The 25650-nt window shown below is 71.4% G+C and carries 22 protein-coding genes and 1 pseudogene; 13 read left to right on the forward strand and 10 right to left on the reverse strand.

Annotated features, from left to right (window positions below):
• Window positions 1-3 precede the first annotated feature (3 nt).
• From J2X46_RS13145 to J2X46_RS13155, 3 genes are read right to left on the reverse strand one after another with little or no spacing between them, the layout of a single operon-like run.
• Complete coding sequence (locus tag J2X46_RS13145) at window positions 4-2055, reverse strand: fructose-specific PTS transporter subunit EIIC (RefSeq protein ID WP_310251222.1); 2052 nt, start codon at window positions 2053-2055, stop codon at window positions 4-6.
• Window positions 2052-3005, reverse strand: coding sequence for a 1-phosphofructokinase family hexose kinase (locus J2X46_RS13150; protein ID WP_310251224.1), 954 nt, complete (start codon window positions 3003-3005; stop codon window positions 2052-2054). Before J2X46_RS13150 ends, J2X46_RS13145 begins: the two co-directional genes overlap by 4 nt.
• Window positions 3002-3769 carry a DeoR/GlpR family DNA-binding transcription regulator gene (locus J2X46_RS13155; RefSeq protein WP_310251227.1) on the reverse strand — a complete coding sequence of 256 codons (768 nt, stop codon included), beginning with the start codon at window positions 3767-3769 and terminating at the stop codon, window positions 3002-3004. The genes J2X46_RS13150 and J2X46_RS13155 overlap by 4 nt, the downstream gene beginning before the upstream one ends.
• Window positions 3770-3857: 88 nt before the next feature.
• Here J2X46_RS13155 and ptsP point away from each other — a divergent pair, with 88 nt between their 5' ends.
• From ptsP to J2X46_RS13175, 4 genes are all read left to right on the forward strand, one after another.
• Entirely contained in the window at window positions 3858-5534 is a 1677-nt protein-coding gene (gene ptsP, locus J2X46_RS13160) for a phosphoenolpyruvate--protein phosphotransferase (protein WP_310251230.1), read from the forward strand.
• Window positions 5535-5572: 38 nt separating this feature from the next.
• On the forward strand, window positions 5573-7309 hold the full coding sequence (locus J2X46_RS13165) for an alcohol dehydrogenase catalytic domain-containing protein (RefSeq protein ID WP_310251233.1): 1737 nt from the start codon (window positions 5573-5575) through the stop codon (window positions 7307-7309).
• Between the two features lie 137 nt (window positions 7310-7446).
• Window positions 7447-8970, forward strand: coding sequence for a PTS mannitol transporter subunit IICBA (locus tag J2X46_RS13170; RefSeq protein WP_310251236.1), 1524 nt, complete (start codon window positions 7447-7449; stop codon window positions 8968-8970).
• 139 nt (window positions 8971-9109) lie between these two features.
• Window positions 9110-9544: a PTS sugar transporter subunit IIA gene (locus tag J2X46_RS13175; protein WP_310251238.1), complete on the forward strand. Its 435-nt coding sequence runs from the start codon at window positions 9110-9112 to the stop codon at window positions 9542-9544.
• Window positions 9545-9618: 74 nt separating this feature from the next.
• On the opposite strand, the gene J2X46_RS13180 is transcribed toward J2X46_RS13175, so the two are convergent.
• Window positions 9619-10557 (reverse strand): TauD/TfdA family dioxygenase, encoded by a 939-nt coding sequence (locus tag J2X46_RS13180; protein ID WP_310251241.1) that lies wholly within the window; start codon window positions 10555-10557, stop codon window positions 9619-9621.
• A gap of 179 nt (window positions 10558-10736) precedes the next feature.
• Between J2X46_RS13180 and J2X46_RS13185 the strand changes: the two genes are divergently transcribed.
• Together J2X46_RS13185 and J2X46_RS13190 are read left to right on the forward strand one after the other, a co-directional pair.
• On the forward strand, window positions 10737-11090 hold the full coding sequence (locus tag J2X46_RS13185) for a PadR family transcriptional regulator (protein WP_310251244.1): 354 nt from the start codon (window positions 10737-10739) through the stop codon (window positions 11088-11090).
• Window positions 11087-12181: a hypothetical protein gene (locus J2X46_RS13190; protein ID WP_310251246.1), complete on the forward strand. Its 1095-nt coding sequence runs from the start codon at window positions 11087-11089 to the stop codon at window positions 12179-12181. Before J2X46_RS13185 ends, J2X46_RS13190 begins: the two co-directional genes overlap by 4 nt.
• On the opposite strand, the gene J2X46_RS13195 is transcribed toward J2X46_RS13190, so the two are convergent.
• Entirely contained in the window at window positions 12168-14285 is a 2118-nt protein-coding gene (locus J2X46_RS13195; RefSeq protein WP_310251248.1) for a molybdopterin-dependent oxidoreductase, read from the reverse strand. The two genes, J2X46_RS13190 and J2X46_RS13195, sit on opposite strands and share 14 nt — an antisense overlap.
• A gap of 161 nt (window positions 14286-14446) precedes the next feature.
• Between J2X46_RS13195 and J2X46_RS13200 the strand changes: the two genes are divergently transcribed.
• From J2X46_RS13200 to J2X46_RS13215, 4 genes are all read left to right on the forward strand, one after another.
• A complete protein-coding gene (locus tag J2X46_RS13200) occupies window positions 14447-14710 on the forward strand; it encodes a DUF6458 family protein (protein WP_310251250.1) in 264 nt (87 codons plus the stop codon).
• 167 nt (window positions 14711-14877) lie between these two features.
• Window positions 14878-15153: a 30S ribosomal protein S15 gene (gene rpsO / locus J2X46_RS13205; protein WP_397214287.1), complete on the forward strand. Its 276-nt coding sequence runs from the start codon at window positions 14878-14880 to the stop codon at window positions 15151-15153.
• Window positions 15154-15445: 292 nt separating this feature from the next.
• Complete coding sequence (locus J2X46_RS13210) at window positions 15446-17704, forward strand: polyribonucleotide nucleotidyltransferase (protein WP_310251253.1); 2259 nt, start codon at window positions 15446-15448, stop codon at window positions 17702-17704.
• Window positions 17705-17794: 90 nt separating this feature from the next.
• Complete coding sequence (locus J2X46_RS13215) at window positions 17795-19108, forward strand: pitrilysin family protein (RefSeq protein WP_310251256.1); 1314 nt, start codon at window positions 17795-17797, stop codon at window positions 19106-19108.
• 32 nt (window positions 19109-19140) lie between these two features.
• Here the strand turns inward: J2X46_RS13215 and J2X46_RS13220 are convergent.
• A pseudogene (locus J2X46_RS13220) lies at window positions 19141-19980 on the reverse strand (EamA family transporter); the annotation flags it as partial.
• A 71-nt stretch (window positions 19981-20051) separates the two neighbouring features.
• Between J2X46_RS13220 and J2X46_RS13225 the strand changes: the two are divergent.
• Window positions 20052-20960 carry a LysR family transcriptional regulator gene (locus J2X46_RS13225; RefSeq protein ID WP_310251259.1) on the forward strand — a complete coding sequence of 303 codons (909 nt, stop codon included), beginning with the start codon at window positions 20052-20054 and terminating at the stop codon, window positions 20958-20960.
• Between the two features lie 203 nt (window positions 20961-21163).
• Here the strand turns inward: J2X46_RS13225 and J2X46_RS13230 are convergent, their stop codons facing one another.
• Window positions 21164-21679: a class I SAM-dependent methyltransferase gene (locus J2X46_RS13230; protein WP_310251261.1), complete on the reverse strand. Its 516-nt coding sequence runs from the start codon at window positions 21677-21679 to the stop codon at window positions 21164-21166.
• Between the two features lie 78 nt (window positions 21680-21757).
• Here J2X46_RS13230 and dapB point away from each other — a divergent pair, with 78 nt between their 5' ends.
• On the forward strand, window positions 21758-22537 hold the full coding sequence (gene dapB / locus J2X46_RS13235) for a 4-hydroxy-tetrahydrodipicolinate reductase (protein ID WP_310251262.1): 780 nt from the start codon (window positions 21758-21760) through the stop codon (window positions 22535-22537).
• A gap of 99 nt (window positions 22538-22636) precedes the next feature.
• Complete coding sequence (locus tag J2X46_RS13240) at window positions 22637-24256, forward strand: M4 family metallopeptidase (RefSeq protein ID WP_310251266.1); 1620 nt, start codon at window positions 22637-22639, stop codon at window positions 24254-24256.
• A gap of 28 nt (window positions 24257-24284) precedes the next feature.
• On the opposite strand, the gene J2X46_RS13245 is transcribed toward J2X46_RS13240, so the two are convergent.
• The 3 genes from J2X46_RS13245 to J2X46_RS13255 are packed head-to-tail and all read right to left on the reverse strand — an operon-like array spanning window position 24285 to window position 25562.
• Window positions 24285-24581 carry an AzlD domain-containing protein gene (locus tag J2X46_RS13245; protein WP_310251269.1) on the reverse strand — a complete coding sequence of 99 codons (297 nt, stop codon included), beginning with the start codon at window positions 24579-24581 and terminating at the stop codon, window positions 24285-24287.
• Entirely contained in the window at window positions 24581-25312 is a 732-nt protein-coding gene (locus J2X46_RS13250; RefSeq protein ID WP_310251271.1) for an AzlC family ABC transporter permease, read from the reverse strand. Before J2X46_RS13250 ends, J2X46_RS13245 begins: the two co-directional genes overlap by 1 nt.
• Window positions 25313-25334: 22 nt before the next feature.
• On the reverse strand, window positions 25335-25562 hold the full coding sequence (locus J2X46_RS13255) for an OapA N-terminal domain-containing protein (protein WP_310251273.1): 228 nt from the start codon (window positions 25560-25562) through the stop codon (window positions 25335-25337).
• Window positions 25563-25650: the final 88 nt, after the last annotated feature.

The following is a 25650-nucleotide window of genomic DNA, read 5'->3' on the forward strand; positions in this document are numbered from 1 at the left end:
GGGTCAGACAGTAGCGAGGTCGTTGTCGGTGCGGCCGACGCTCTTCAGGGCGATCACCAGCGCGGCGCTGACGAGGACACCTGCGACGAGGGCCACGAGGAACCACAGCTTGTTGTCGACCGCGAACAGCACGAAGATGCCGCCGTGTGGGGCACGGAGCCCGACGTCGAGCCCCATCGAGAGGGCACCGGTGACCGCGCTGCCGGCCATGATCGAGGGGATCACGCGCAGCGGGTCGGCCGCCGCGAACGGGATGGCGCCCTCGGTGATGAACGACGCGCCCATCAGCCAGGCGGCCTTGCCGTTCTCGCGCTCGGGGACGGTGAACAGGCCCGGGCGGACGACCGTGGCGAGCGCCAAGGCGAGCGGCGGCACCATGCCGGCGAGCATGACGGCGGCCATGACCTTGAGCTCCGGGGCGTCCGTCGCGGTGGCGGCGGCGCCGAGACCGGCGGTCGCGAAGGCGTACGCCGTCTTGTTGAGCGGCCCGCCCATGTCGAAGGCCATCATCAGGCCGAGGATGATGCCCAGGATGATCGCCGACCCGCCCTGGAGGCTGTTGAGGCCGTCGGCGAGGCTGGACATCAGCTTGCCGAGCGGCTTGCCGAGGATCACCAGCATCACGAAGCCGGAGATCAGGGTCGCGAGGAGCGGGATCACCAGGACCGGCATCAGGCCGCGGAGCGCGGCCGGCACCTTCCAGGACGCGATCCAGTGGGCCGCGATGCCGGCGAGGACGCCACCGACGATGCCGCCGAGGAAGCCGGAGTTGATGGTGCCGGCGATCGCGCCCATGACGAAGCCCGGGGCGATGCCGGGGCGGTCGGCGATGGCGTAGGCGATGTAGCCGGCCAGCGCGGGGACGAGGAACCCGAACGCCGCGGCGCCGAGGGTGAAGAACAGGGCGCCGAGGTAGGCGAAGAACGAGCTGCCGGCCAAGGCGTGGTCGAGGCCGAACTCGTTGACGTCGGGCAGGTTGAACAGCGTGTTGTCCACCGCGATCGACTGACCGTCGTTGACGATCTCGTAGCCGCCGAAGAGGAAGCCGAGCGCGATCAGCAGACCGCCGGCCGCGACGAACGGGATCATGTAGGAGACGCCGGTCATCAGCACGCGGCGGATCCGGCCGCCCCACGACTCGTCGGCGGCGTGCCCGGCACCGGCGGCGCTGGCCTCACCCTCGACCTTGGGCGCGTTGGCCGGGTCGGCGGCGTAGCGCAGCGCCTCGGCGATCATCGCGTCGCCGTCGTCGATGGGCCGCTTCACACCGGAGCTGACCATCGGCTTGCCGGCGAACCGGGCGCGGTCGCGCACCCCCACGTCGACTGCGAAGATCACCGCACCTGCGGCGGCGATCGTGTCGGGCGCGAGCGGGGTCGAGCCGGCGGAACCTTGCGTCTCCACCTGCAGCTGTACGCCGGCGCGCTCCGCAGCGGCCTCGAGTGCCTCGGCGGCCATGTAGGTGTGCGCGATGCCGGTCGGGCAGGCGGTGACCGCGACGAGCGACGGCTTGCCGCCCGCGGCAGCGGGGGCGGCGGCAGCGGCGGCGGGAGCAGCAGCGGCAGCAGCCGGTGCGGCCGCAGCGGCAGCCGGCCTGGCGGCGGGCTCGCCGAGCTCGTGGGTGACCAGGTCGACGACCGCCTCGGGCGACTCGGCCGCGCGCAGCGCGTCGGTGAAGGCCGGCTTCACCAGCGCCCGGGCCAGCTTGGTGAGGATCGTCAGGTGGTCGGCGTCGCCGCCGGCGGGGGCGGCGATCAGGAACGCCAGGTCGGCCGGGCCGTCCTTGGCGCCGAAGTCGACCGGCGGGTCGAGCCGGGCGAAGGCCAGGGTCGGCTCCTCCACGCCGGCGGTGCGGCAGTGGGGGATCGCGATGCCGCCGGGCAGGCCGGTGGCCGAGGTCGACTCGCGGGCGAACGCGTCCTCGATGAGCTGGTCCTTGCTGCTCGCGCGGCCGGCGTCGTCGACGACGGCGGCGAGGGCGCGGATCACGTCCTGCTTGTCGGCACCCCAGTCGGCGCCGAGCCGCACGAGGTCGGTGGTGATCAGGTCGGTCATGCGGTGCCTCCCAGAGGAGTGACGCCGACGAGCTCCGTGCGGAGCTGCGAGGGCTGGGGGATGGTCGTGCCGGGAAGACCTGCGGCGGCGCTGCCGTAGGCGACTGCGAGGGCCAGGCGTTCGGGGGCGGGCAGCCCCCGGATGTCGCCGAGCAAGTAGCCGAAGAGGCTGGAGTCACCGGCCCCGACCGTGCTCACCACGGTGGTCGGGGGCGGGGTGGCGTGCCAGGCGCCCTCCGCGGTGACGAGGACCGCGCCGTTGCCACCGAGGGTGGCCAGGACGGCGCCGACCCCGCGGTCGATCAGCTGGCGCGCCGCTGCTGCGGTGGCTGCTGGATCGGACTCGAGCTCGTCGGCATCGCCCCCGGTGAAGGAGGCCAGCTCCTCGCCGTTGGGCTTCATCAGGTCGGGTGCGGCGTCAGGGAGGGCCTCGACCAGCGCCTGGAGCGGCGCCTCGCTGGTGTCGACCGCGACATGTCCGCCCACCTCGCGCAGTCGTCGTACGAGGTCGGCGTAGAACCCTGCTGGGGCACCCACAGGAAGTGAGCCTGCCAGCACCGTCCAGTCCGCGCTAGAGGCGCGGACGAGCACGGCCTGGGCCATGAGCTCGAGGTGCAGCGGGAGCACCTCGGCGCCCGGGGAGTTGAGCTTCGTCGTGGTGCCGTCGGGCTCGGTGATGGTCAGGTTGACCCGCACGTCGCCGGCCGGCTGGACCGGACGGCAGTCGATGCCGGCACCGAGCAGCTCGAGGACGAACGGGTCCTCCTTCTCGGCGGGTACGACGGCGATGCTGGGGATGCCGGCGCTGACGGCGGCGCGGGAGATGTTCACGCCCTTGCCGCCGGCCTGCGAGGTCACCGAGGCGACCCGGTGGACCTGGCCGCGCACCAGCTCGGCGTCGAGCGCGACCGTGCGGTCGACACTCGGGTTGGGGGTCAGGGTCAGGATCATGCGATCACCACCTCGATTCCGGCGTTCTCGAGCGCTCGGCGGTCTGCGGACTCGATGCCGCTGTCGGTGACGAGGACGTCGAGGCTGTCCAGCGTCGCGAACCTGACAGCGGTCTCCACCCCGAGCTTGGTGGAGTCCGCGAGCACCACGGTGCGGCGGGCGCAGGCGATGACCGCGCGCTTGGTCGCGGCCTCGTCGGCGTCGGGCGTGGTGAGGCCGTGGCCGACGGTGATGCCGTTGGTCGCGACGAAGGCGACGTCGGCCCGCAGCTCGGCCAGCGCCGCCACGGTGTCGGCACCGACGGCGGCGTGCGTGGCCGGCCGCACCCGGCCGGGGAGCAGGTGGAGCTCGATCTGGGGGAGGCCGGCCAGGCGCGTCGCAACGGGCACGGCGTGGGTGATCACCGTCAGCCGGTGGTCGCGGGGGAGCGCGGCGGCCAGGCGCGCGGTCGTGGTGCCCGCGTCGATGACGATCACGGAGTCGGGCGGGGGGAGGAAGGCCACCGCAGCCGCGGCGATCGCCTCCTTGGCCTGCGTGTTGGACTGGTCGCGCTCGCCGATCCCTGATTCGATGACCGTGAGCGAGCCGGCCGGGACCGCGCCGCCGTGAACCCGTCGGACCAGACCCATCCGGTCCAGCGTGGACAGGTCGCGACGAACGGTCTCGGTGGTGACCTCGAACTCCCCGGCGAGCTGCACCACCGACAGCCGACCACGACGGCTGATCAGCTGTGCCATCGCCTGCTGGCGCTCTTCGGCGTACATGCGGGGCCCTTTCGGCGCGATCTGTGTATGTGTTGTTTTAGTCCCGAACGTGTTGCTTGTCAACCAAGGCGTGTTCTACGGTGTGTCCATGACCACACCCGACACCCTGAGCGGGACCCCGGTCGTTCCGGGGGTCGCCGCCGGCCCCGTCCTCCACGTGCGCGGCGAGGTCTCGCCCGAGGCCATCGCGCGCTACGGAGAGGGCGACTTCGCCGATGCCGTCGCTGCCCTGGCGGCGTACGACGAGGCGGCCGCCGCGGTCGCCGACACGTTCTCCGAGAAGGCTGCCTCCGCCCAGGGCGCGGCCGCGGAGGTCCTCACCGCGAGCGCGGGCCTGGCCCGCGACAAGGGGCTGCGATCCGGCGTCGCCAAGAATCTCCAGGCCGGTCAGGGACCGGTCGCGGCGGTGCAGGGTGCGGTCGAGCAGTTCGTCACGATCTTCACCAACATGGGCGGCCTGATGGCCGAGCGGGTGACCGACCTGCGCGACATCGAGCGCCGCGTCGTCGCCCACCTGGTCGGCGAGCCGCCGCCGGGCGTGCCAACGCCGAGCGTGCCCTCGATCCTGGTGGCCGAGGACCTCGCACCCAGCGACACCTCGGGCCTCGACCCCAGCTTGGTGACCGCGCTGGTCACCGAGCGCGGCGGCGCGACCAGCCACACCGCGATCATCGCCCGCCAGCTGGGCATCCCGTGCGTGGTCGGCGCGGCCGGCGTCACGGCGCTCGCCGAGGGCACCTTCGTGGTGGTCGACGGCGAGGCTGGCACGATCGAGCAGGGCGCCGACCCCGACGAGGCAGCCACGCGCGTGGAGGAGAGCCGCCGGCTGCGCGAGGAGCTCGCCACCTGGACCGGGCCCGCCGCGACCGCGGACGGGATGCCGCTCAAGCTGCTCGCCAACGTCGCCGACGGCGCCTCCGCGGCCTCCGCGGGCACCGAGCCGGTGCAGGGCGTGGGCCTGTTCCGCACCGAGCTGTGCTTCCTCAACCGCAAGGACGAGCCGAGCGTGGAGGAGCAGGCCGACATCTACGCCGACGTCCTCTCGCCCTACAGCGACGGTCGCTACGTCGTCGTACGCACCCTCGACGCCGGCTCCGACAAGCCGATCGCGTTCGCGACCCACGAGGGCGAGGAGAACCCCGCCCTCGGCGTCCGCGGCCTGCGGCTGAGCTTCGACAACCCCGGCCTGATGGACCGCCAGCTCGACGGCATCGCGGCCGCGGCCGAGCGCACCGGCACCGAGACCTGGGTGATGGCGCCGATGGTCGCGACCGTCGCGGAGGCCGCCGACTTCTCGGAGAAGGTCCGCGCCCGCGGGCTCAAGGCCGGCGTGATGGTGGAGATCCCGAGCGCGGCGCTGCTCGCGCACCGGATGCTCGAGGTGACCGACTTCCTCTCCATCGGCACCAACGACCTCACCCAGTACGCCATGGCGGCCGACCGCATGGCCACCGACCTGGCGCACCTCACCGACCCGTGGCAGCCCGCCGTGCTCCAGCTGATCGCGATCACCGCCCACGCTGGCAAGGAGGCCGCCAAGCCCGTCGGCGTCTGCGGCGAGGCAGCGGCCGACCCGTTGCTCGCCACGGCGCTCATCGGCATGGGCATCACGTCGCTGTCGATGGCCGCCCGTGCCGTACGCCCCGTGGGCGCGCAGCTGGGCCGCGTCACCTTCGAGACCTGCGAGGCCGCCGGCGAGGCCGCCCTCGGCGCGCCCGACCCGATGGCGGCCCGCGCCGCGGTGCGCGCCGTCCTGGGTCACTGACACCACTGAGACCCCATCCACCTCACGACGGAGGAACCATGACATCTGCGTACGACCGCTACCGCGCCGCCGATTCCGACGTGCCCGACGAGGCCTGGGCCTGGCTCCTGCACGGCGCCGGCGAGGACAACATGGGCAAGGACAGCGCTCCCGAGCTGGTCCCGGTCCCCGAGCCCGACGCCGACCACATGCTGGTGCGCATCGACAGCGTCGGGCTCTGCTTCTCCGACGTGAAGATCATGCGCCAGGGCGGCAGCCACCCGAAGCTCTACAACCGCGACCTCTCCACGGACCCCACCAGGCTGGGGCACGAGGTGAGCCTCACGGTCATCGAGGTCGGCGACAACCTCAAGGACCAGTACTCCGCCGGCCAGCGGCTTGCCGTGCAGCCCGACATCTACCAGGACGGCAAGAGCACGGCCTACGGCTACACCATCCCCGGCGGGCTGATCCAGTACCACGTGATGGGCGCCGAGATGCTCGAGACCGACGACGGCGCCTGCCTGCTGCCCCTGCCCGACTCGATGGGCTACGCCGAGGCCTCGACGCTGGAGCCGTGGGGCTGCGTGATGGCCGCCTACACGCAGCGGCGCCGCCTCGAGCCGAAGGCCGGTGGGACGATGTGGATCATCGGCCGGCCCGGTGACGAGCGCGACTACACCTTCTCGGCCGGGCTGGACGCTCCGGCCACGATCGTGCTGACCGACGTGCCCGCCTCGGTCGCCGCGCTGGTCGAGGGCACCTCGGCCACCACCGTCGTACGCAACGGGCTCGGCGACGGTGACTTCCAGACGCTCGTGGACGAGCTGACCGACGGCGCCGGCTTCGACGACATCGTCATGCTCGACCCACGGTCCGCCGCGACGGTGGGCGCTGTGGCGAAGCACATCGCCCGGCGGGGCACGCTCAACCTGGTGGGGGAGACCGAGCTGGACGGCCTGGTCGACACCGACGTGGGGCGCCTGCACTACGACTACACCGCCTACATCGGCGGGCGGGGCCCGGACATCGCCGCCTCCTACGGCGAGGCGCGCAACCGCTGCGACCTGCGCTCGGAGGGCACGACCGTCTTCGTCGGCGCCGGTGGACCTATGGGTCTGATGCACGTCCAGCGGGCCATCCAGCAGCCCGGCGGTCCCCGCAAGATCGTCGCCACGGAGGTGAGCGACGAGCGCCTCAAGGCCCTCGAGGACCGCCTGGCCCACCTGGCCGAGAGCAACGACTGCGAGCTGATCACCTTCAACTCCCAGACCTCGGAGCAGTCGCTGCGCGACTTCGTCATGGGGCTCACCGACGGCAAGGGCGCGGACGACGTCGTGGTCAGCGTCCCGATCGCCGGGGTGATGGCCGAGGCCGACACCCTGATGAACGCCGACGGCATGCTCGTCTTCTTCGCCGGCGTCCCCAACGGCACCATGGCGCCGATGAACCTGAGCGCGGTCTACCTCGACAACGCGCAGTACACCGGCACCTCCGGACTGACCATCCACGACCAGCAGCAGGTCGTCGACCTGGCCAAGCAGGGCGCGCTCTCACCGGGCTCGATCGTGGGTGCCGTCGGTGGCATGCGGGCGGCCAAGGACGGTCTCCAGGCCCTGGTCGACGGGAGCTACTCCGGCAAGGTCCTGATCTTCCCCCAGATCCACGACCTCCCGCTCATGGGGCTCCACGAGCTCAAGGAGAAGCTGCCCGAGGTCGCCGCGAAGCTGGGGCCCGGCGACACCTGGAACAGCGAGGCGGAGAAGGCGTTCTTCGACAGCCAGCTGGGTGCCTGAGACCCCTTGTTTCGGGTAAAGCCACACAGTCGGGCATGAAATCGTGCCCGAATGCTTGGCAACATGCCCGTTCGTGAGGTTTAATCACGACAACATGTGATGGGGGTCACCCCTAGCTCAACTGGAGGACATCAAGCATGGCGACCACAACTTCGACATCGGCGTCCAGGTCCGGCGCCCGGGTCAGCGTGCAGAAGTTCGGCACGTTCCTCTCCAACATGGTCATGCCCAACATCGGCGCGTTCATCGCCTGGGGCCTGATCACCGCCCTCTTCATCGAGGTCGGCTGGCTCAACCTCGGCGGCAAGGGCAGCCTCGCGCCCGACAGCTGGGTGGCCCACATCGGCGGCTGGGGTGACTACGCGGGCGGCGGCATCGTCGGCCCGATGATCACCTACCTGCTGCCGCTGCTGATCGGCTACACCGGCGGCCGCATGGTGTACGACGACAACGTCCGCGGCGGCGTCGTCGGCGCCATCGCCACGATGGGCGTCATCGCCGGCACCGACGTGCCGATGTTCATGGGCGCCATGATCATGGGTCCGCTCGGCGGCTGGTCGATGAAGAAGATCGACGCCATCTGGGACGGCAAGATCAGGCCCGGCTTCGAGATGCTGGTCAACAACTTCTCCGCCGGCATCTGGGGCATGATCCTCGCGGTCTTCGCCTTCTTCACGATGAGCCCGATCCTCGACCAGATCATCAAGGCCGGCAGCAAGGGCATCGAGTTCCTCACCGACCACGGCCTGCTGCCGTTCACCTCGTTCATCATCGAGCCGGCCAAGGTCCTGTTCCTCAACAACGCCATCAACCACGGCATCCTCACGCCCCTGGGCGCGGCCGACGTCGCGGACAAGGGCAAGTCCGTGCTGTTCCTGCTCGAGGCCAACCCGGCTGCCGGTGCCGGCCTCCTGCTCGCCTACATGTTCTTCGGCAAGGGTGTCGCGAAGTCGTCGGCTCCCGGCGCGCTGATCATCCACTTCCTGGGCGGCATCCACGAGATCTACTTCCCGTACGTGCTGATGAAGCCCAAGCTGATCGTCGCGATGATCGCCGGTGGCTTCACCCAGATCCTGATCAACGTCCTGTTCGACGTGGGCCTGCGTGCCCCCGCCGCGCCGGGCTCGGTGTTCGCCGTCTACATCCAGACCAACTCCTCGGTCTCGGACTACCTCGGCGTGACGCTGTCGATCCTGGGTGGCGCAGCGGCCAGCTTCGCCGTGGCCGCGATCCTGCTGAAGACCGACAAGGCCGAGGAGGCCGAGGACGAGCTGGTGCACGCCACCGCGTCGATGGAGTCGATGAAGGGCAAGCAGTCCATCGCCTCCTCCGTCCTCGCCGGCGGCGGCTCGGCGACGGCCACCCGCGAGATCCGCAACATCGTGTTCGCCTGCGACGCCGGCATGGGGTCCTCGGCGATGGGCGCCTCGGTGCTCCGCAAGAAGATCCAGGAGGCCGGGCACTCGGAGGTGACGGTGGTCAACAAGGCCATCGCCAACCTGCAGGACGACATCGACCTGGTGGTCACCCACCAGGACCTCACCGACCGGGCCCGTCAGAAGAGCCCGTCGGCGATCCACGTCTCGGTCGACAACTTCATGGCGAGCCCTCGCTATGACGAGATCGTGACGTTGGTCGACGAGAGCAACAACAAGGCCTAGTTCCCCCGCAAGGCCAGCACACCGGAAACACAGGGCCGGCTCTCCATCCCCGAGGAGAGCCGGCCCTGCCCGCACCACCCAGACGTGTGGTCAGATGGCCGCACGGGACACGCACGAGGACGCACAGGAAGAGGCTGAGATGAGCGAGGTACTGAGTCGGGACGCGATCGTGCTGGGCGGGCAGGCCCGCGACCGTGATGCGGCCATCACCGAGGCGGGGCAGCTGCTCGTCGCCTCCGGCGCGGTGGACCAGGCCTACGTCGACGCGATGCACGAGCGGGAGACCTCGGTCTCGACGTTCATGGGCAACGGGCTGGCGATCCCGCACGGCACCAACGAGGCCAAGGCGCTGATCCGCCAGACGGCCATCTCCTTCATCCGCTACGACGAGCCCATCGACTGGAAGGGCAGCCCGGCGAAGTACGTCGTCGGCATCGCCGGCGCCGGCGACGACCACCTGACCGTGCTCCAGGCGCTCGCCGGTGCGTTCACCGACGACGCCCAGATCGCCGCCCTCGACGCGGCGCAGACCCCCGACGACGTGCTGGCCGTGCTCGGCGACGTGAGCGTCTGAGCCGCAGCCCGCGACAGACGCAGAGGTGCCCCCGCCGATCCGGCGGGGGCACCTCTGTGTCGTGGGACCGCCGCTCAGCCGATCAGCGCGTCGATGTCGGCGAAGCCCGACGCGTCGCCGACCAGCACCTCGCTGTGGCGGCCGTCGATCGAGACCGGGACGTCGCCGGCCACGGTGATCCGTCGTACCTCTCGCGGCTCCTCGCCGAAGTCGGCGACGGCGTAGTGCTGCGTGGCGCGGTTGTCCCAGATCGCCACGTCGCCCTGCTGCCAGGTCCAGCGGATCGTGTTCTCCAGACGGGTGATGCGGTTCTGGAGCAGGTTGAACAGCGTGCTCGACTCGAGTGAGTTGAAGCCGACGAACTGCTTCACGAAGTGGCCCAGCAGCAGCGCGCGCTCACCGGTCTCGGGGTGGATGCGGACGACCGGGTGCGACGTCTCGTAGGTCGTGCGACGGAACTCCTTGCGACGGGCCACCGCGACCTCGTCGTCGAAGTCCTCCCGCTCGTCGCGGTCGGCGTAGTCGTAGGCGTTGGTGTGCACCGCCCAGAGGTTCTCGACCAGCGCCTTGAGCGCGTCGGGCAGGCGGTCATAGGCCTCGACGGTGTTGGCCCAGACGGTGTTGCCGCCGTGGGGCGGGATCGTCACACCGCGCAGCACGCTGAAGGCGGGCACGCGGTCGACGAAGGTCACGTCGGTGTGCCAGCTGTTGGCGGCCATGCCCTTGTTGGCGGTGAGCGTGTAGATGCGCTCGCTGCCGGTGTTCACCGTCGGGTGCGCCGTCGTCAGCGTGCCGAGGCGCTCGGCGAAGGCGATGTGGGCGTCGTCGTCGAGGTGGTCCTGGCCGCGGAAGAAGACGACCTTGTGCTTCAGGATCGCCGCGCGCACCTGCTGCACGGTGGTGTCGTCGAGGTCGCCGGCGAGTCGTACGCCGTCGATGCGGACGCCGATGCGGCCGCCGAGCTGCTGCACGTGGAGGTCGGTCGAGAGGTCCTGCTCGAGCTGGAGGGTCATGGCTGCTCCCTGGTCATCGGTCGTCGATCAAATGTCTAGTGAAACGCTAGACAATCGATGAGCTGGACCCAAGGGCGCCGTGCGGGGTTGGTCCTGCCGCCCGCGAGGCATGGCCTCGATGGCGACACGCGGTCGTTCGGCTCGCGCACTACTGTGGAGTGCGTAGTAGTGTGCGACGCATGGATCAGACCCAGCTCCTCAAGGGAGTGCTCGACCTCGCGGTCCTCGCGGTGGTGCGGGGCGAGGACGGCTACGGCTACGACATCGTGCGTCGCCTCCGCGACGGCGGCCTGGCGGAGGTGGGCGACGCCTCGGTCTACGGCACGCTCCGCCGGCTCTACGCCGCCGGGGCACTGACGTCGTACGTCGTGCCGTCGGAGAGCGGACCGCACCGCAAGTACTACGGGATCACGCCGATCGGTCGCGACCAGCTGAAGCGTCAGCGCGACGACTGGCACGCCTTCTCCACCACGCTCGACGGGCTCCTCGACGGACCCGCGTCCCGCACCACGTCACAGGGGGTCCACGCATGAACACCACCGAGCTGCCGCTGCGGCCCGATGTCGCCGCCTTCGTCGCCCGCGTCCGCGAGTGCCTCGCCGACCTCTCCGAGGAGGACCGGCTCGAGCTGACCGAGGGCCTCGAGGCAGACCTCACCGACCAGGTCGCCGAGCACGACGGGGGTGTGCTCGGCGACCCTGAGGCCTACGCCCGCGAGCTGCGGACGGCCGCCGGCTTCGAGCCGGTCGCGCGACGTCGGACCCGACTGCGTGCGGACGTCAGCCTCGCGGAGCGGGTGGAGGACCTGACTCGCAGGTGGGAGGAGCTGATCGCGCACCGCCGCGTCGCGCCGGTGTGGCACCTCCTCGTCGCCCTCCGCCCGGCGTGGTGGGTGGTGCGGGCCTGGGCGGCCGCGGTCGTCGTCGCCCGGCTCGTCCCGGGCTGGTACCCCTACGGACTCACCTGGCTGCCGGGGGTTCCCGTCGGTGTCGGGCTCGCACTCCTCGCTGCCTGCATCGTCGGCAGCGCCCTCGTGGGCATGGGCAGGCTCTGGCCGGGCGGCACCTCGAGCGTGCTGGCGCGCACGACGCTGCTGCTGCTCAACGTCGCGGCCGTCGTGGCGGTCCCTGTGATCAACGGCCAGCTCGACCGGCTGTCGTGGGACCGCTACAGCCAGGGCTACAACGAGGCGCAGTGGGGCGGCAACGAGCAGGGCCTCCTCAATCGCGGGCAGCAGGTCTGCAACATCGCGGCCTACGACGCGGAGGGCCAGCCGTTGGAGGGGGTGCAGCTCTTCGACCAGGCAGGTCGGCCCCTCGACGTGCGGTGCTACGACCAGCAGGCCACCAAGGTGCCGTGGGTGCTCGGCGACGTGACACGGTGGAACGTCTTCCCGCTCGGCGAGCGCGACCGGCCCGCGCGCAACGCGACCCGTCGCGCCGACCTGTCCGACGCGGCGTTCCCCACGCCGGACCGCGCGACGACGCCCGAGGTCACCAACCCGCTCGTGCCGGAGGAGGTCGAGCCGGTGAAGGAGCCGACGGGGAGGAAGGGCCGCGCGAAGGACGGTGCCGAGCGCGACGGGAAGGGCGACGAGAAGGGCGACGGGGTCAGCAGGCGGTGACCGCGACGGGTACGCCGTTGAGCGCGGCGTTGCCCGACACGTCGAGCAGCTCGGGGTCGGTGAGGTCGTTGATCGAGACGCCCGGCAGGTCGCGGCTGCGGCTCATCAGGACGCCGTCCTTGGCGTGGCCGTAGCCGTGGGGGAGCGAGACGACGCCGGGCATGAGGTCGTCGGAGGCGGCGACCTCGACCTCGACCGAGCCGATCCGAGAGGTCACCCGCACGCGGGCGCCGTCGACGATCTCGCGGGCGGCCAGGTCGCCGGGGTTCATCAGCAGCTGGTGGCGCGGCCGGCCGCGGGTGAGCCGCTCGGAGTTGTGCATCCACGAGTTGCAGTCCTGCTTGTGGCGTCGTCCGATGAGGAGCAGCTCGTCGTCGGCCGGCGCCGCCACGGCGGCGAGCCGGTCGACGTCCTGCACCACGAGGGCCGGGGCGAGGTCGACCCGCTTGCCCTTCGTCGGGAGTCGCGCAGGCAGCTGGCCGGCCCGGAGCGGGCCGAGGTCGATGCCCGCGGGACGGGCGCGCAGCTTGGAGATCGTGACCCCGCTGTCGCCGCGTCGCAGCAGCTGTCCGATCAGCAGCGTGGGGCTGGCGGTGAGCCGCGCCCGCTGCACGAGGCGCTTCTTCAGCGGCGCCTTGCGGCTGAGCCGGGCCGCGGTGCGCAGGGTGATCTCCTTGAAGATCTGCCAGTCGTGGCGCTGGTCGGCGTCCTTGTCGAACACGGCCGGGGTGAAGCGCGAGGTGTTGCGCACGGCCAGCAGGTGGAAGACCAGGTCGTAGTGGTCGCGCTCCAGCGCGGTCGTCGGCGGCAGGATCACGTCGGCGTGGCGGGTGGTCTCGTTGACGTAGATGTCGACCGCCGCCATGAAGTCGAGCCCGCGCAGGGCTCCGTCGAGGCGGGCGCCGTCGGGCGTGGAGAGCACCGGGTTGCCGGCCACGGTCAGCATCGCGCGGACTTGGCCCTCGCCCGGCGTCTCGATCTCCTCGCGCAGCGCGGAGACCGGCAGCTCGCCCGCGGTCTCGGGCAGCCCTCGCACCCGCGAGCGCCAGGCGTCGAAGTGCCCGCGACCGATCAGGCCGGTGCCGACGGCGTCGATCGCCGGCGTGGTGAACATGGCACCGCCGACGCGGTCGAGGTTGCCGCTCAGGATGTTCAGGCAGTTCACCGCCCACTGGCACACCGTGCCCCACGGGCCGGCCGAGACGCCGATCCGGCTGTAGACCACGCCGGCGTCGGCCGCGACGAGCTCGCCGGCGAGCCGGCGGATCTCGGCGGCGGGAAGGCCGCTCATCGCCTCGGCACGCTCGGGGGTGAACTCGGCGACCAGCTCGACGACCGTCCCCACCCCATCGACGTACGACGCCACGGCGGGCGTGGTCTCCGCGGTCAGGACGTGCAGCATCGCCAGGAGCACCCACGCGTCGGTGCCCGGCCGCACGAAGTGGTGCTCGTCGGCGACCTTCGCGGTCTCGGTGCGGCGCGGGTCGAGGACGATCATGCGGCCGCCGCGCGCCTTGAGGTCGCGCACCCGGTTCGGGAAGTCCGGCACCGTCATCAGGGAGCCGTTGGAGGCCATCGGGTTGGCGCCGATGACCAGGAACCACGAGGTGCGGTCGATGTCGGGGATCGGCAGGAACAGCTGGTGGCCGAACATCAGGTGCGCCACGAGCTGGTGGGGGAGCTGGTCGACCGAGGTGGCGGAGTAGCGGTTCTTCGTGCGGAACGACTTGAACATCGCGGTGCCGTGGGTCATCGAGCCGAGGCTGTGCGCGTTGGGGTTGCCGAGGTAGACGCCCAGCGCGTCGTCGCCGTGCTCCTCGATGACGCGGGCGAGGTTGTCGGCGACGAGGTCGAAGGCCTCGTCCCAGCCGATCTCCTGCCACGCGGCGTCCGGACCCTCGCCGACCCGCTTGACGGGTCGTCGCAGCCGGTCGGGGTCGGCGTACACGTCGGCGATGGCCACGCCCTTGGGGCAGATGTGGCCGCGCGACAGCGGGTCGGCGGGGTTGCCCCGCACGCCGACGACGTCGCGGCCCTCGATGGTGAGCTCGAGGCCGCAGATGGCCTCGCAGAGGTTGCACACGCCGATGCGCTTCTCGCTCACTGCTGCCTCGCCAGGTCTGCCACGGACCGATCAAACCACGTCGGGCCGACGCGCGCCGGGCACCCGCACGGGGGTTCCGCGCGGCGGGGGAGTCGGGCACACTCTGGCCCGCCCGTCACCGTCGGGCATCCCCGACAGTCGTCGACAGAATGGAGCACGTCATGGGTTTCGGAGGGCCGATCGGCCTCATCGTGGTGGGTCTTGTCCTGTCGTTCGCGTTCACCGAGCAGCAGGTCGGTCCGCTCCGGGTGAACGCCCTGGGCTGGATCCTCGTCCTGGCCGGCGCGCTCTGGCTGGTGCTCACGCTCATCCAGCAGAACACCCGGCGCCGCCACACCACCACCGCGACCACGACCGACGCCGCGGGTCGCCAGGCGACCACGCAGCGCACCACCGAGTCGGACCCGCCGCCGCCGGCTGTCTGAGCCGCGGGTCTCTCGTCGCGCGGCGTGGATTGGGCCACCGCCCAGCGCGCCGATATGCTTTCCCGGTTGTCCGGACGGACGACACGCCGTGAACACGGCCGCGGAACCAGAGTGCCCCGGTGAACAGGCCCGGGCGCGCCGCGCAACGAGAGAACCGAAGGAGCCCCATGTCGATCGGAACCGACGCGGAGACCAAGAAGAAGATCATCGCCGAGTACGCCCAGACCGAGGGTGACACCGGTTCGCCCGAGGTCCAGATCGCGCTGCTCAGCCACCGCATCTCCCACCTCACCGAGCACCTCAAGCAGCACAAGCACGACCACCACAGCCGTCGTGGCCTGCTGCTGCTGGTCGGCCAGCGCCGCCGTCTTCTCAACTACCTGCAGAAGACCGAGATCGAGCGCTACCGCTCGATCGTCGAGCGCCTCGGCCTCCGCCGCTGACTGATCGGAGCGGCCTCCCGGACACGGGGGGCCGCTCCGCTCGGTTTCAGGGGTCCGGCCGCGCTAGTGTCGGCCCCGACGCACCACCGCACGACCAGCACCACCAGCACAACTGAACATCCGAAGATCCAGGAGCGACCCGCGCACCCGGCTCGGTCCTCGGTAGTGGCTTTCAGGTCCCCGTCCCTCGTGAATTCAGCGTGGACGCCGCACCTGCGGGCCTCGATCGAAGACCGGCACCTCATGCGGCGTCGCGGATCGCTCCGCGAAGAGAAAGCAGGATCCTGCTTCCATGAGTGAACCCATCATCTCCGCTGTCGAGACCGTCATCGACAACGGCTCCTTCGGCAAGCGCACGGTCAAGTTCGAGACCGGCCTGCTGGCCCGCCAGGCGGCCGGCGCCGTCACGGCGTACCTCGACGACGAGACCATGCTGCTCTCGGCGACGACCGCGGGCAAGACGCCCAAGGACCACTTCGACTTCTTCCCCCTGACGATCGACGTCGAGGAGCGGATGTACGCCGTGGGCCAGATCCCCGGCTCGTTCTTCCGGTCCGAGGGTCGCCCGGGCGAGGACGCGATCCTCGCCTGCCGCCTGATCGACCGCCCGCTGCGCCCGACCTTCAAGAAGGGCCTGCGCAACGAGGTCCAGGTCGTCATCACCGTCATGGCGCTCGACCCGAACATGCCCTACGACGTGCTGGCCATCAACGCCGCATCGATGTCGACCCAGCTCTCCGGCCTGCCGTTCTCCGGCCCGGTCGGCGGCGTGCGCGTCGCCCTCATCGACGGCCAGTGGGTCGCGTTCCCGACCCACCAGCAGCTCGAGTCCGCCGTCTTCGACATGGTCGTCGCCGGTCGCGTCACCGAGTCGGGCGACGTCGCGATCATGATGGTCGAGGCCGAGGCCCCCGAGGACACCATCGCCCTCATCCAGGGTGGCGCCCAGGCGCCGACCGAGGAGGTCGTGGCCGGTGGCCTCGACGCCGCGAAGCCCTTCATCAAGCAGCTGTGCGAGGCGCAGTCGCAGCTCGCCGCCGAGGCCGCCAAGCCGGTCGAGGACTTCCCGATCTTCCTCGACTACGAGGACGACGTGTACGCCGCTGTCGAGGCCGAGTCCGGCCAGGCCGCCGCCGAGCTGTTCGGTGTCGGTGGCAAGCGTGAGCGCGTGCTCGGCAAGCAGGAGCGCGACGAGCAGCTCGACGTCATCAAGGCCGCCCTCCTCGAGAAGATCGGCCCGCAGTTCGAGGGTCGCGAGAAGGAGATCGGCGCCGCGTTCCGCTCGCTGACCAAGTCGCTCGTGCGCCAGCAGGTGCTGCGCGACAAGGTCCGCATCGACGGCCGTGGCCTCGCCGACATCCGGCCGCTGCACGCCGAGACCGGCGTGATCCCGCGCGTCCACGGCTCCGCGCTGTTCGAGCGTGGCGAGACCCAGATCCTGGGCGTCACCACCCTCGACATGCTCAAGATGGAGCAGCAGCTCGACACGCTCTCCCCGGAGAAGCACCGCCGCTACATGCACAAGTACGTCTTCCCGCCGTTCTCCACCGGTGAGACCGGCCGCGTGGGCTCGCCCAAGCGTCGCGAGGTCGGCCACGGCGCCCTGGCGCGCCGCGCCCTCCTGCCGGTGCTGCCCTCGCGCGAGGAGTTCCCCTACGCGATCCGCCAGCTCTCCGAGGCCATGGGCTCCAACGGCTCCACCTCGATGGGCTCGGTCTGCGCCTCGACGCTGTCGCTGCTGCAGGCGGGTGTGCCGCTCAAGGCGTCCGTCGCCGGCATCGCGATGGGCCTCATCTCCGACCAGGTCGACGGTGAGACCCGCTACGTCGCGCTGACCGACATCCTCGGCGCCGAGGACGCGTTCGGCGACATGGACTTCAAGGTCGCCGGCACCCGCGAGTTCGTCACCGCGCTCCAGCTCGACACCAAGCTCGACGGCATCCCGGCCGAGGTGCTCGCCGGCGCGCTGACCCAGGCCCGCGAGGCGCGCCTGGCGATCCTCGACGTGATGGCCGAGGCCATCGACGCGCCGGAGGAGATGTCGGTCCACGCGCCGCGCATCATCACCATCCGCGTGCCCGTCGACAAGATCGGCGAGGTGATCGGTCCCAAGGGCAAGGTCATCAACCAGATCCAGGACGACACGGGCGCGACGCTGTCCATCGAGGACGACGGCACGGTCTACATCGGCGCGACCAACGGCGAGGCGGCCGAGGCTGCCAAGGCCGCGGTCAACGCGATCGCCAACCCGACGATGCCCGAGGTCGGCGAGCGCTACCTCGGCACCGTCGTGAAGACGACCAACTTCGGTGCGTTCGTCTCGCTGCTCCCGGGCAAGGACGGCCTGCTGCACATCAGCAAGCTCCGTTCGCTGGCCGGTGGCAAGCGCGTCGAGGCCGTCGAGGACGTCCTGGCCGTCGGCCAGAAGGTCCAGGTCCAGATCGCCGAGATCGACGACCGCGGCAAGCTCTCGCTGGTCCCCGTGGTCGAGGAGACCGAGGGCGGCTCCGAGGAGTCGGCCGAGGCCCCCGAGGCCGCCGACGCCGAGTGACCCTCACCTGATGCTCCACCCGCGACCGGTCGGCCGTCTGGCCGACCGGTCGCGGTGCTTCACCCCCAGCAGGACCGGAAGAAGGACCCCTTGCAGAAGAACGGCACCACCCGCACCCTCCAGACCACCAAGGACGCCGACGGGGCAGTGACCTCGCGCGTGCGTCGTACGGTCCTGCCGAGCGGCCTGCGGATCGTCACCGAGCAGATGGCCGGCACCCGCTCGGCCAGCATCGGCGTCTGGGTCGACGTGGGCTCGCGCGACGAGTCGCCGGCCCTGCACGGCTGCTCGCACTTCCTCGAGCACCTGCTCTTCAAGGGCACCGCGGAGCGCTCCGCGATGGAGATCTCGGTCGCGCTCGACGCGGTCGGAGGCGAGTTCAACGCCTTCACCACCAAGGAGTACACCGTCTTCCACGCGCGGGTCCTCGACGAGGACCTCGGCACCGCCGTGGACGTCCTCGGCGACATGATCACCGCGTCCACGATCACCGAGCTCGACGTCGAGGCCGAGCGCGACGTGATCCTCGACGAGATCGCGATGCACGACGACGACCCCGACGACGTGGTGCACAACCTCTTCGCCCACCAGGCGTGGGGCGACAGCCCGCTGGGCCGTCCCATCGCCGGCACCGAGGCCTCGATCACCGCGATGACGCGCGGCCAGATCCACCGCTTCTACCGCCGCCACTACACGCCCGCCACGATCGTGGTCTCGGTCGCCGGCAACGTCGACCACACCGCCGTCGTGCGCCTGGTGCGCCAGTCCTTCGGCCGCGGCGGGTTCCTCGACGGCGAGGCGACCCCGGTGGCGCCCCAGCAGACCGAGAAGGCCCGCAAGGTGCAGGCCGGCGAGGCCCGCACCGTCCGCCCGCAGGAGCAGATCAACCTGGTCCTCGGCGTGAAGGGCCTCACCCGCACCGACCCGCGCCGCTACGCCCTCGGCGTGCTCAACACCGCGCTCGGCGGCGGCACCTCCTCGCGGCTGTTCCAGGAGGTCCGCGAGCTGCGCGGCCTGGCGTACTCCGTCTACTCCTTCGCCACCCACCACGCCGACGCCGGCGTCGTCGGGGTGTCGGTGGGCTGCCTGCCCGGCAAGTACGACGCCGTGCTCGAGACCGTCCGCGCCGAGCTCGCCAAGGTCGCCCAGGGCGGCATCACCGCCGAGGAGCTCGAGCGCGGCAAGGGCCAGCTCAAGGGCGGCCTCCTGCTCGGCCTCGAGGACTCCGGCTCGCGGATGTCGCGCATCGGCAAGGCCGAGCTGGTCTACGACGAGCTGCTCTCCATCGACGAGGTGGTCCGTCGCATCGAGGCCGTCACGCTCGAGGACGTCTCGCTGCTGGCCAAGGACCTCTTCAGCCAGCCCGAGCTGCTCGCCGTCGTGGGCCCGACTGCCGCTGGCTGAGCGGGCCGGGGCGGCCGCGTCGCGACCAGGACGCCGCCGACCACGAGGAGGGCGCCGGCCGCCTCGCCGCGGCTGACCCCCTCGCCAAGGACGACCCAGGCCGCCGTCATCCCGACGACGGGGACCAGCATGGAGAACGGAGCCACGGTGCCGGCCGGGTGGCGCGCCATCAGCCACGTCCAGATGCCCGAGCCGACCACGGTGCCGATGACCACCGTGTAGGCGAGCCCGAGGAGCGCCGGTGCGAGGTCGGGGGAGTGCCACCGGGTGAGGGAGTCCGCGATGCGTCGGGGGCCCTCGACGACGAGCGCGAGCGCGAGCATGGGCAACGGCGGGACGACCGACATCCACAGCGTGAGGTGGAGCGGGTTCGGCGCCTGGGCCTGCGCGGTGCAGATGTTGCCGACGGCCCAGGCGAACGCGCCCGCCACGACGAGGACGAACGGCGCGAACGCCGCCGGCCCGTCGAGGCGCTGCCAGCCGACGACGGCAAGGCCCACGGCAGCGACGAGCACACCGAGCGCGGCCCGTGGCGAGAGCCGGTGGCCCAGGAAGAGGCTCGCCAGCACAACGGTGAAGGGCGCCGACGACTGGAGCACGAGCGACGACAGCCCGACCGGCATCCCGGCCGCCATGCCCCAGTAGAGGAAGAGGAACTGGAAGGTGCCGAAGCCGAGGCCGTAGCCGACCAGCCAGCGCAGGGGGACCGTTGGAAACGGCACGAACAGCATCGTGGGCACCGCCAGCAGCGCGAACCGCAGGGCGACGAGGAAGAACGGCGGGAAGTGCTGCAGCGACGCGTCGATCGCCAGGAAATTCAGGCCCCAGCAGACGGCGACGAGGGCTGCGAGGAGGCGGTGGCGGGTGGGCACCGACCCAGCCTTCCGGTGTGGACATTGAAGGACAAGTGAAACCTGCTCGTGTGGAGTTGTAGGCTGCCTACATGGACGTGCGGCACCTCGACCTGCTCCGCGAGCTGGACGACCGCGGGAGCGTGACGGCGGTGGCTGCGGCCACCCACCGCACCCCGTCCGCGGTCTCGCAGCAGCTGCGCAGCGCCGAGCGCGCGTTCGGCGCCGCGCTGGTCGAGCCGCACGGCCGCGGCCTGCGGTTGACCGATGCCGGTCGCGTGCTCGCCGACGCGGCCCGTGACGTCGCCGTCGCACTGGCGGAGGCCGAGGCGCGGTGGCAGGAGTTCCACGGCACCGCGGCCGGCGTGGTCACCGTCGCCGCCCTGCCCAGCGCGGCGACGTTCCTGCTGCCGGGGGTGCTCCGTGAGCTCGCCGACGAGCCCATCGACGTCGTGTGCACCGACCTCGACATCGCCGAGGCGGCGTACGCCGGCCAGGTGGTCGACCACGACATCGTCATCGCGCACAGCGCGAGCCTCGTCCCGCCCGACGCCGAGGACCTCGTGGTCCGGCAGTTGGTCCGCGAGCCGCTCGACATCGGCATGGCCGCCGGCCACCCGCTCGCCTCCCGCGTCCGCGTGACGGCCGACGACGTCGCCCGCTGGCCGTGGATCGGCGTCCCTCCGGGCTACCCGTTCGACAGCATCCGGCTGGCGGTCGAGGAGGCAACCGGGACGCGCATCGACGTACGCCAGCGCGTGCGCGACAACCGCCTGGCCGAGGCGCTGATCGGCGCCGGCGACTGCCTGGCCGTGCTGCCGCGGTTCACCGCTCCCGGTGGCGACGACGTCGTGCTCCGCCCGCTGGCCGGCGTGGAGTCCGGGCGCCACGTCTACGCGATCCTGCGTGCCGACCGGGCCCGTCGCCGTGCCGTACGCCGCGTGCTCGCGGCGCTCGAGCAGGTCGCCGCCGGCTTCGACCCAGTCCCTGCCACTGGTTGAGCAGCGAGCCACCCCGCCGCTGGTTGAGCAGCGAGCGGAGCGAGCGTGTCGAAACCAAGGCCCCGTGGCTGAGGCTGCTTCCCGGCTGACCGGGTTTCGACACGCTCGGTCGCGCCTTCGTCCCTCAGGCGCGCTCGCTGCTCAACCACCAGTGCTTGGCGACCGTCGTCGCTGTCGTTCGCAAGCTCACGACAGGATGACGGTCACCTGCGCGCGATGATCCCGATGACCGGGGGTGCCTTCTGCTCCACGACGCTGACGCGGAAGCCGCCGCGCAGGAGGTTCTCGGAGGCCTTCTTGACGATGTTGGGCACGAGCTCGGGGCGAGCGGCCTCGTAGAAGAGGTAGACCGCACCGCCCGGGACCACGCGCTCGTGCAGCAGCGCGATCTCGTCGTCGCAGGCGCGCACCCAGAACAGGTTCACGTTGAAGGCGAAGACCTTGTTGAGCCGCTTGACCGGGACGCGGAGCGTGGCCAAGTCGATCTGGCGTACGACGAGCCGGCCGGCGTCGACGTACTTCTGGTTGCGGCGCTTGGTGCGGTCGACGCCCGACTCCGAGCGGTCGATCGCGAAGAGCTTGCCGGTCTCGAGCTTGCTGCAGATCGCCTCGGCCCCCGCGCCGGGCCCGCAACCGATCTCGAGGACCTGGTCGTTCGGCTGGACGTCCATGAGGTCGACGGCCCACTTGATGCGCGGCGGGATGGTCGGGGAAGGCATGACCTACAGCCTGCCAGACGCGCGTTCACGAGTCAGCCACCGCCACCCACCGGGTGTCCGAGTCGCTAGGTTGGCCGGGTGAGCACCCCAGATCCGTCGTCCAGCCAGGTCCCCGTCCGCGTCGGCGTCCTGGGAGCCCGGGGCAAGGTCGGCAGCGAGGTCTGCCGGGCCGTCGGGTCAGCCCCCGACACGGAGCTGGTGGCCGAGGTCGACGCCGGCGACGACCTCGCCGCGCTCGTCGACGGTGGCGCGCAGGTCGTCGTGGACTTCACCCACCCCGACGTGGTCATGGACAACCTCCGCTTCTGCATCGAGCACGGCATCCATGCCGTCGTGGGCACCACCGGCTTCGACCAGGAGCGCCTCGACCAGCTCGAGGCCTGGCTGGCCGACGCGCCCGGCGTGGGCGTGCTGATCGCCCCCAACTTCTCCATCGGCGCGATCTTGATGATGCGCTTCGCCGCGCAGGCGGCGCCGTTCTTCGAGTCCGTCGAGGTCGTCGAGCTCCACCACCCCGACAAGGCCGACGCGCCGTCGGGCACCGCACGCCGTACGGCGGAGCTGATCGCCGCCGCGCGCCGCGAGGCCGGGAGCGCCCCGATGCCCGACGCCACCTCCACCGGGCTCGACGGCGCCCGTGGCGCCGACGTCGAGGGCGTGCGGGTCCACGGGCTGCGCGTGCGCGGCCTGGTGGCGCACCAGGAGGTCATCCTCGGCACGGCGGGGGAGACGCTCACCATCCGCCACGACTCCCTCGACCGGGTCTCCTTCACGCCCGGCGTGCTGACGGGCGTGCGCGCGATCGGCGACCGGCCCGGCCTGACGGTGGGGCTCGATTCCTTCCTTGACATCGGCTGATGCCCGCAGTTGGGTAACTCCCGGTTGCAGGTCCTCGTTGGACAGGCATCCGCCGCGGTCCACTCGGGGACCCGGCTCCACTCTCGGGAAGGCTCCACCATGCGCAGAACCGCAGGACTCGCCGCGCTCGCCGTCGCCGCTGCCACCGCAGCAGCGCTGCCGCTGACCACGGCAACGAGCGCCCAGGGCGCACCCACCGCCCCGTCCGCCCGCACCGACGCCGCCAGCAGCGCGCTGACGGCGCTCCAGCACCACGACGGCGCGGCCCGCGCCACCGACGGCCAGGACTTCGTGGCCCGCTCCACCGTGGTCGACGCCGACGGCACCAGCCACGTCCGCTTCGACCGCACCCTCGACGGGCTCCGCGTCCTCGGCGGCGACCTCGTCGTGCACCAGGACGCGACCAGCGCCTGGGAGGGTGTCAGCCAGACGCTCGCCCAGCCGCTGACGCTCGCCACCCAGGCGAAGGTCGCGAAGTCCGCCGCCCAGCGCACGGTGCTGGCGCGCAACGCCGGCACCTCGGCCGTCCGTGGTGACGCGAAGGCGAAGGCCAGCGAGCTGGTCGTCGACGCGACCGGCGCCACCCCGCGCCTGGCGTGGGAGATCATCAGCGGCGGCACCCAGGCCGACGGCACCCCGTCGCGCCTCGCGACCTACGTCGACGCCCGCACCGGCATGGTGATCCGCAGCGAGCAGCAGATCGTCAACGTCGACGGCCAGGGCCAGACGCTCTACAGCGGCACGGTCCCGCTGCAGGTCAGCGGCTCCGGGTCGTCGTACACCCTCAAGGACGCGACGCGCGGCGGCACCTACACGACCGACATGGCCAACAAGGAGGACTCGGTCCTCTGCCAGATCTTCGGCAGCGGGTGCAAGACCGGGACGACGTTCACGTCGACCTCGACCACGTTCGGCAACGGCTCGAACACGAACCGCGCCACCGCCGGCGCCGACGCGCAGTACGGCTCCAACGAGACGTGGGACTACTACAAGGCGGTCCACGGCCGCAACGGCATCTGGAACGACGGCCGCGGCTCCTACAACCGGGTCCACTACGGCAGCGGATACGTCAACGCCTTCTGGGACGGCACCAAGATGACGTACGGCGACGGTGACGGGGTCAACTACGGCCCGCTCGTCTCCCTCGACGTGGCCGGCCACGAGATGTCGCACGGCGTCACCGAGAACTCCGCCAACCTCACCTACTCCGGTGAGTCCGGCGGCCTCAACGAGGCGACGTCCGACATCTTCGGCACCGCGGTGGAGTTCTATGCCGCCAACGTCAACGACCCGGGCGACTACCTGATCGGTGAGGAGTTCGACCTGAAGAACCACGTCGGCTTCCGCCGGATGGACCGCCCGTCGTCCGACGGCAGCTCGCTCGACTGCTGGAGCAGCAACGCCAAGAACGTCGACGTGCACTACTCCTCCGGCATCGGCAACCACTTCTTCTACCTGCTGGCCGAGGGCAGCGGCGCCAAGACCATCGGCGGCGTGGCGCACAATTCGACCACCTGCAACGGCACGTCGATCACCGGCATCGGCCGCGACGCGGCCGCGAAGATCTGGTACCGCGCGCTGACGGTCTACATGACCTCCAGCACCAACTACGCGGGTGCGCGCACCGCGACGCTCAACGCCGCCAAGGACCTCTACGGCCAGGGCAGCACGCAGTACGCCACCGTCGCCGCCGCGTGGAGCGCGGTGTCGGTCGCCTGATCGATCCTCCGGGGTTGAGGTGGGGGCGTCAGACGAGGCGGGCCAGGGCCGCTACGACCGACGCCCCCACCACCACGACCAGGAACGGCATCCGCAGCAGCAGCGCGACCACGGCGAAGGCCAGCCCCAGGACCCGAGCGTCCAGGGTGAGCGAGGTGCCGCCGGAGAACACCTGGACGGCCACCAGCGCCGCCAGGAGCGCCACCGGGATCAGGTCGGCCACGCGCTCGACCGTCGGGTGGCTCAGCACCTTCTCGGGCAGCGACAGCCCGGCCAGCTTGAGCAGGTAGCAGCCGACGCCGGCCACGATGACCGCGGTCCACATCAGCGGTGACCTCCCGCCACGTCGTCGGGGCCGGGGACCTCGGTCGGGTCGTCACCCTTGGCCAGGACGCCGACGAGCAGGGCGACGCCGCCCGCCGCGAGCACCGGCACTCCCGGTGCGGTCAGTGGCACCATCGACAGCGCCACCGCGGCCGCCAGCACGCCGACGAGGACGTTGCGGCGGTCCTTGAGGCGGGGCCAGAGCAGGGCCAGGAACGCCGCGCCCACCGCGGCGTCGAGCCCGAATGTCCGCGGGTCGCCCACCGCCTCGCCGGCGAACGCGCCGACCGCGGTCGCGACGTTCCAGAGCACGAAGACCGCCACACCGGTCGTCAGGAAGCCGAGCCGGGCACCCGCAGTGGTGTCGCGGTTGACCGACATCGCGGTCGACTCGTCGATCAGCACGTGTGCGGCCGCGGCCCGGCGCCAGCCGCGCCACTTGAGCAGCGGCGCCATCCGCAGGCCGTAGAGGGTGTTGCGGGTGCCCAGCAGCAGGGCGGTCGCGGCGCCCGACATCGGTGCGCCACCCGCGGCGACCACCCCGGCGAGCGCGAACTGGCTCGCCCCGGTGAACATCAGCAGCGACAGCACGCACGTCTGCGCGACGCTGAGGCCCGACGCGACCGAGACGGCGCCGAAGCCGACGCCGTACGCCCCGGTGGCGATGCCCACGGCGAGCCCGTCGCGCACGATCCCCGAGCGCTCGCTCGGGGTCAGGGCGGGCTCGGTCACGCCCCGAGGCTAGTGCCGCCCCTCAGTGCGTACGACGCCGCACCCGGGCCGGGCGGACGTGCCCCTCGTGGAAGTCGTGCACCAGGGCGAAAGCCGCGGCCACGCCGGCCGCGCCACCGGCCAGCAGGCCGACGCGGAGGTTGAGCGGGATCTCGGGCATGGCCCCCAGCCAGAAGCCGAGGCCGATGCACACCACGAGGGCGGCGAGGACGAGGAGGAACCGGTGCAGAGCCGGAAGCGGACCGAACATGGCGAAACCCCCGTGGTGGGCCGGCGGAGTGGCCGGCCCCTCCATGGTGACGCGCGTCACACGAAAAACAAGTGCCCTTGGGGGTGAG

This window comes from Nocardioides sp. BE266 (assembly GCF_031457855.1).
Taxonomy (GTDB): Bacteria; Actinomycetota; Actinomycetes; order Propionibacteriales; family Nocardioidaceae; genus Nocardioides.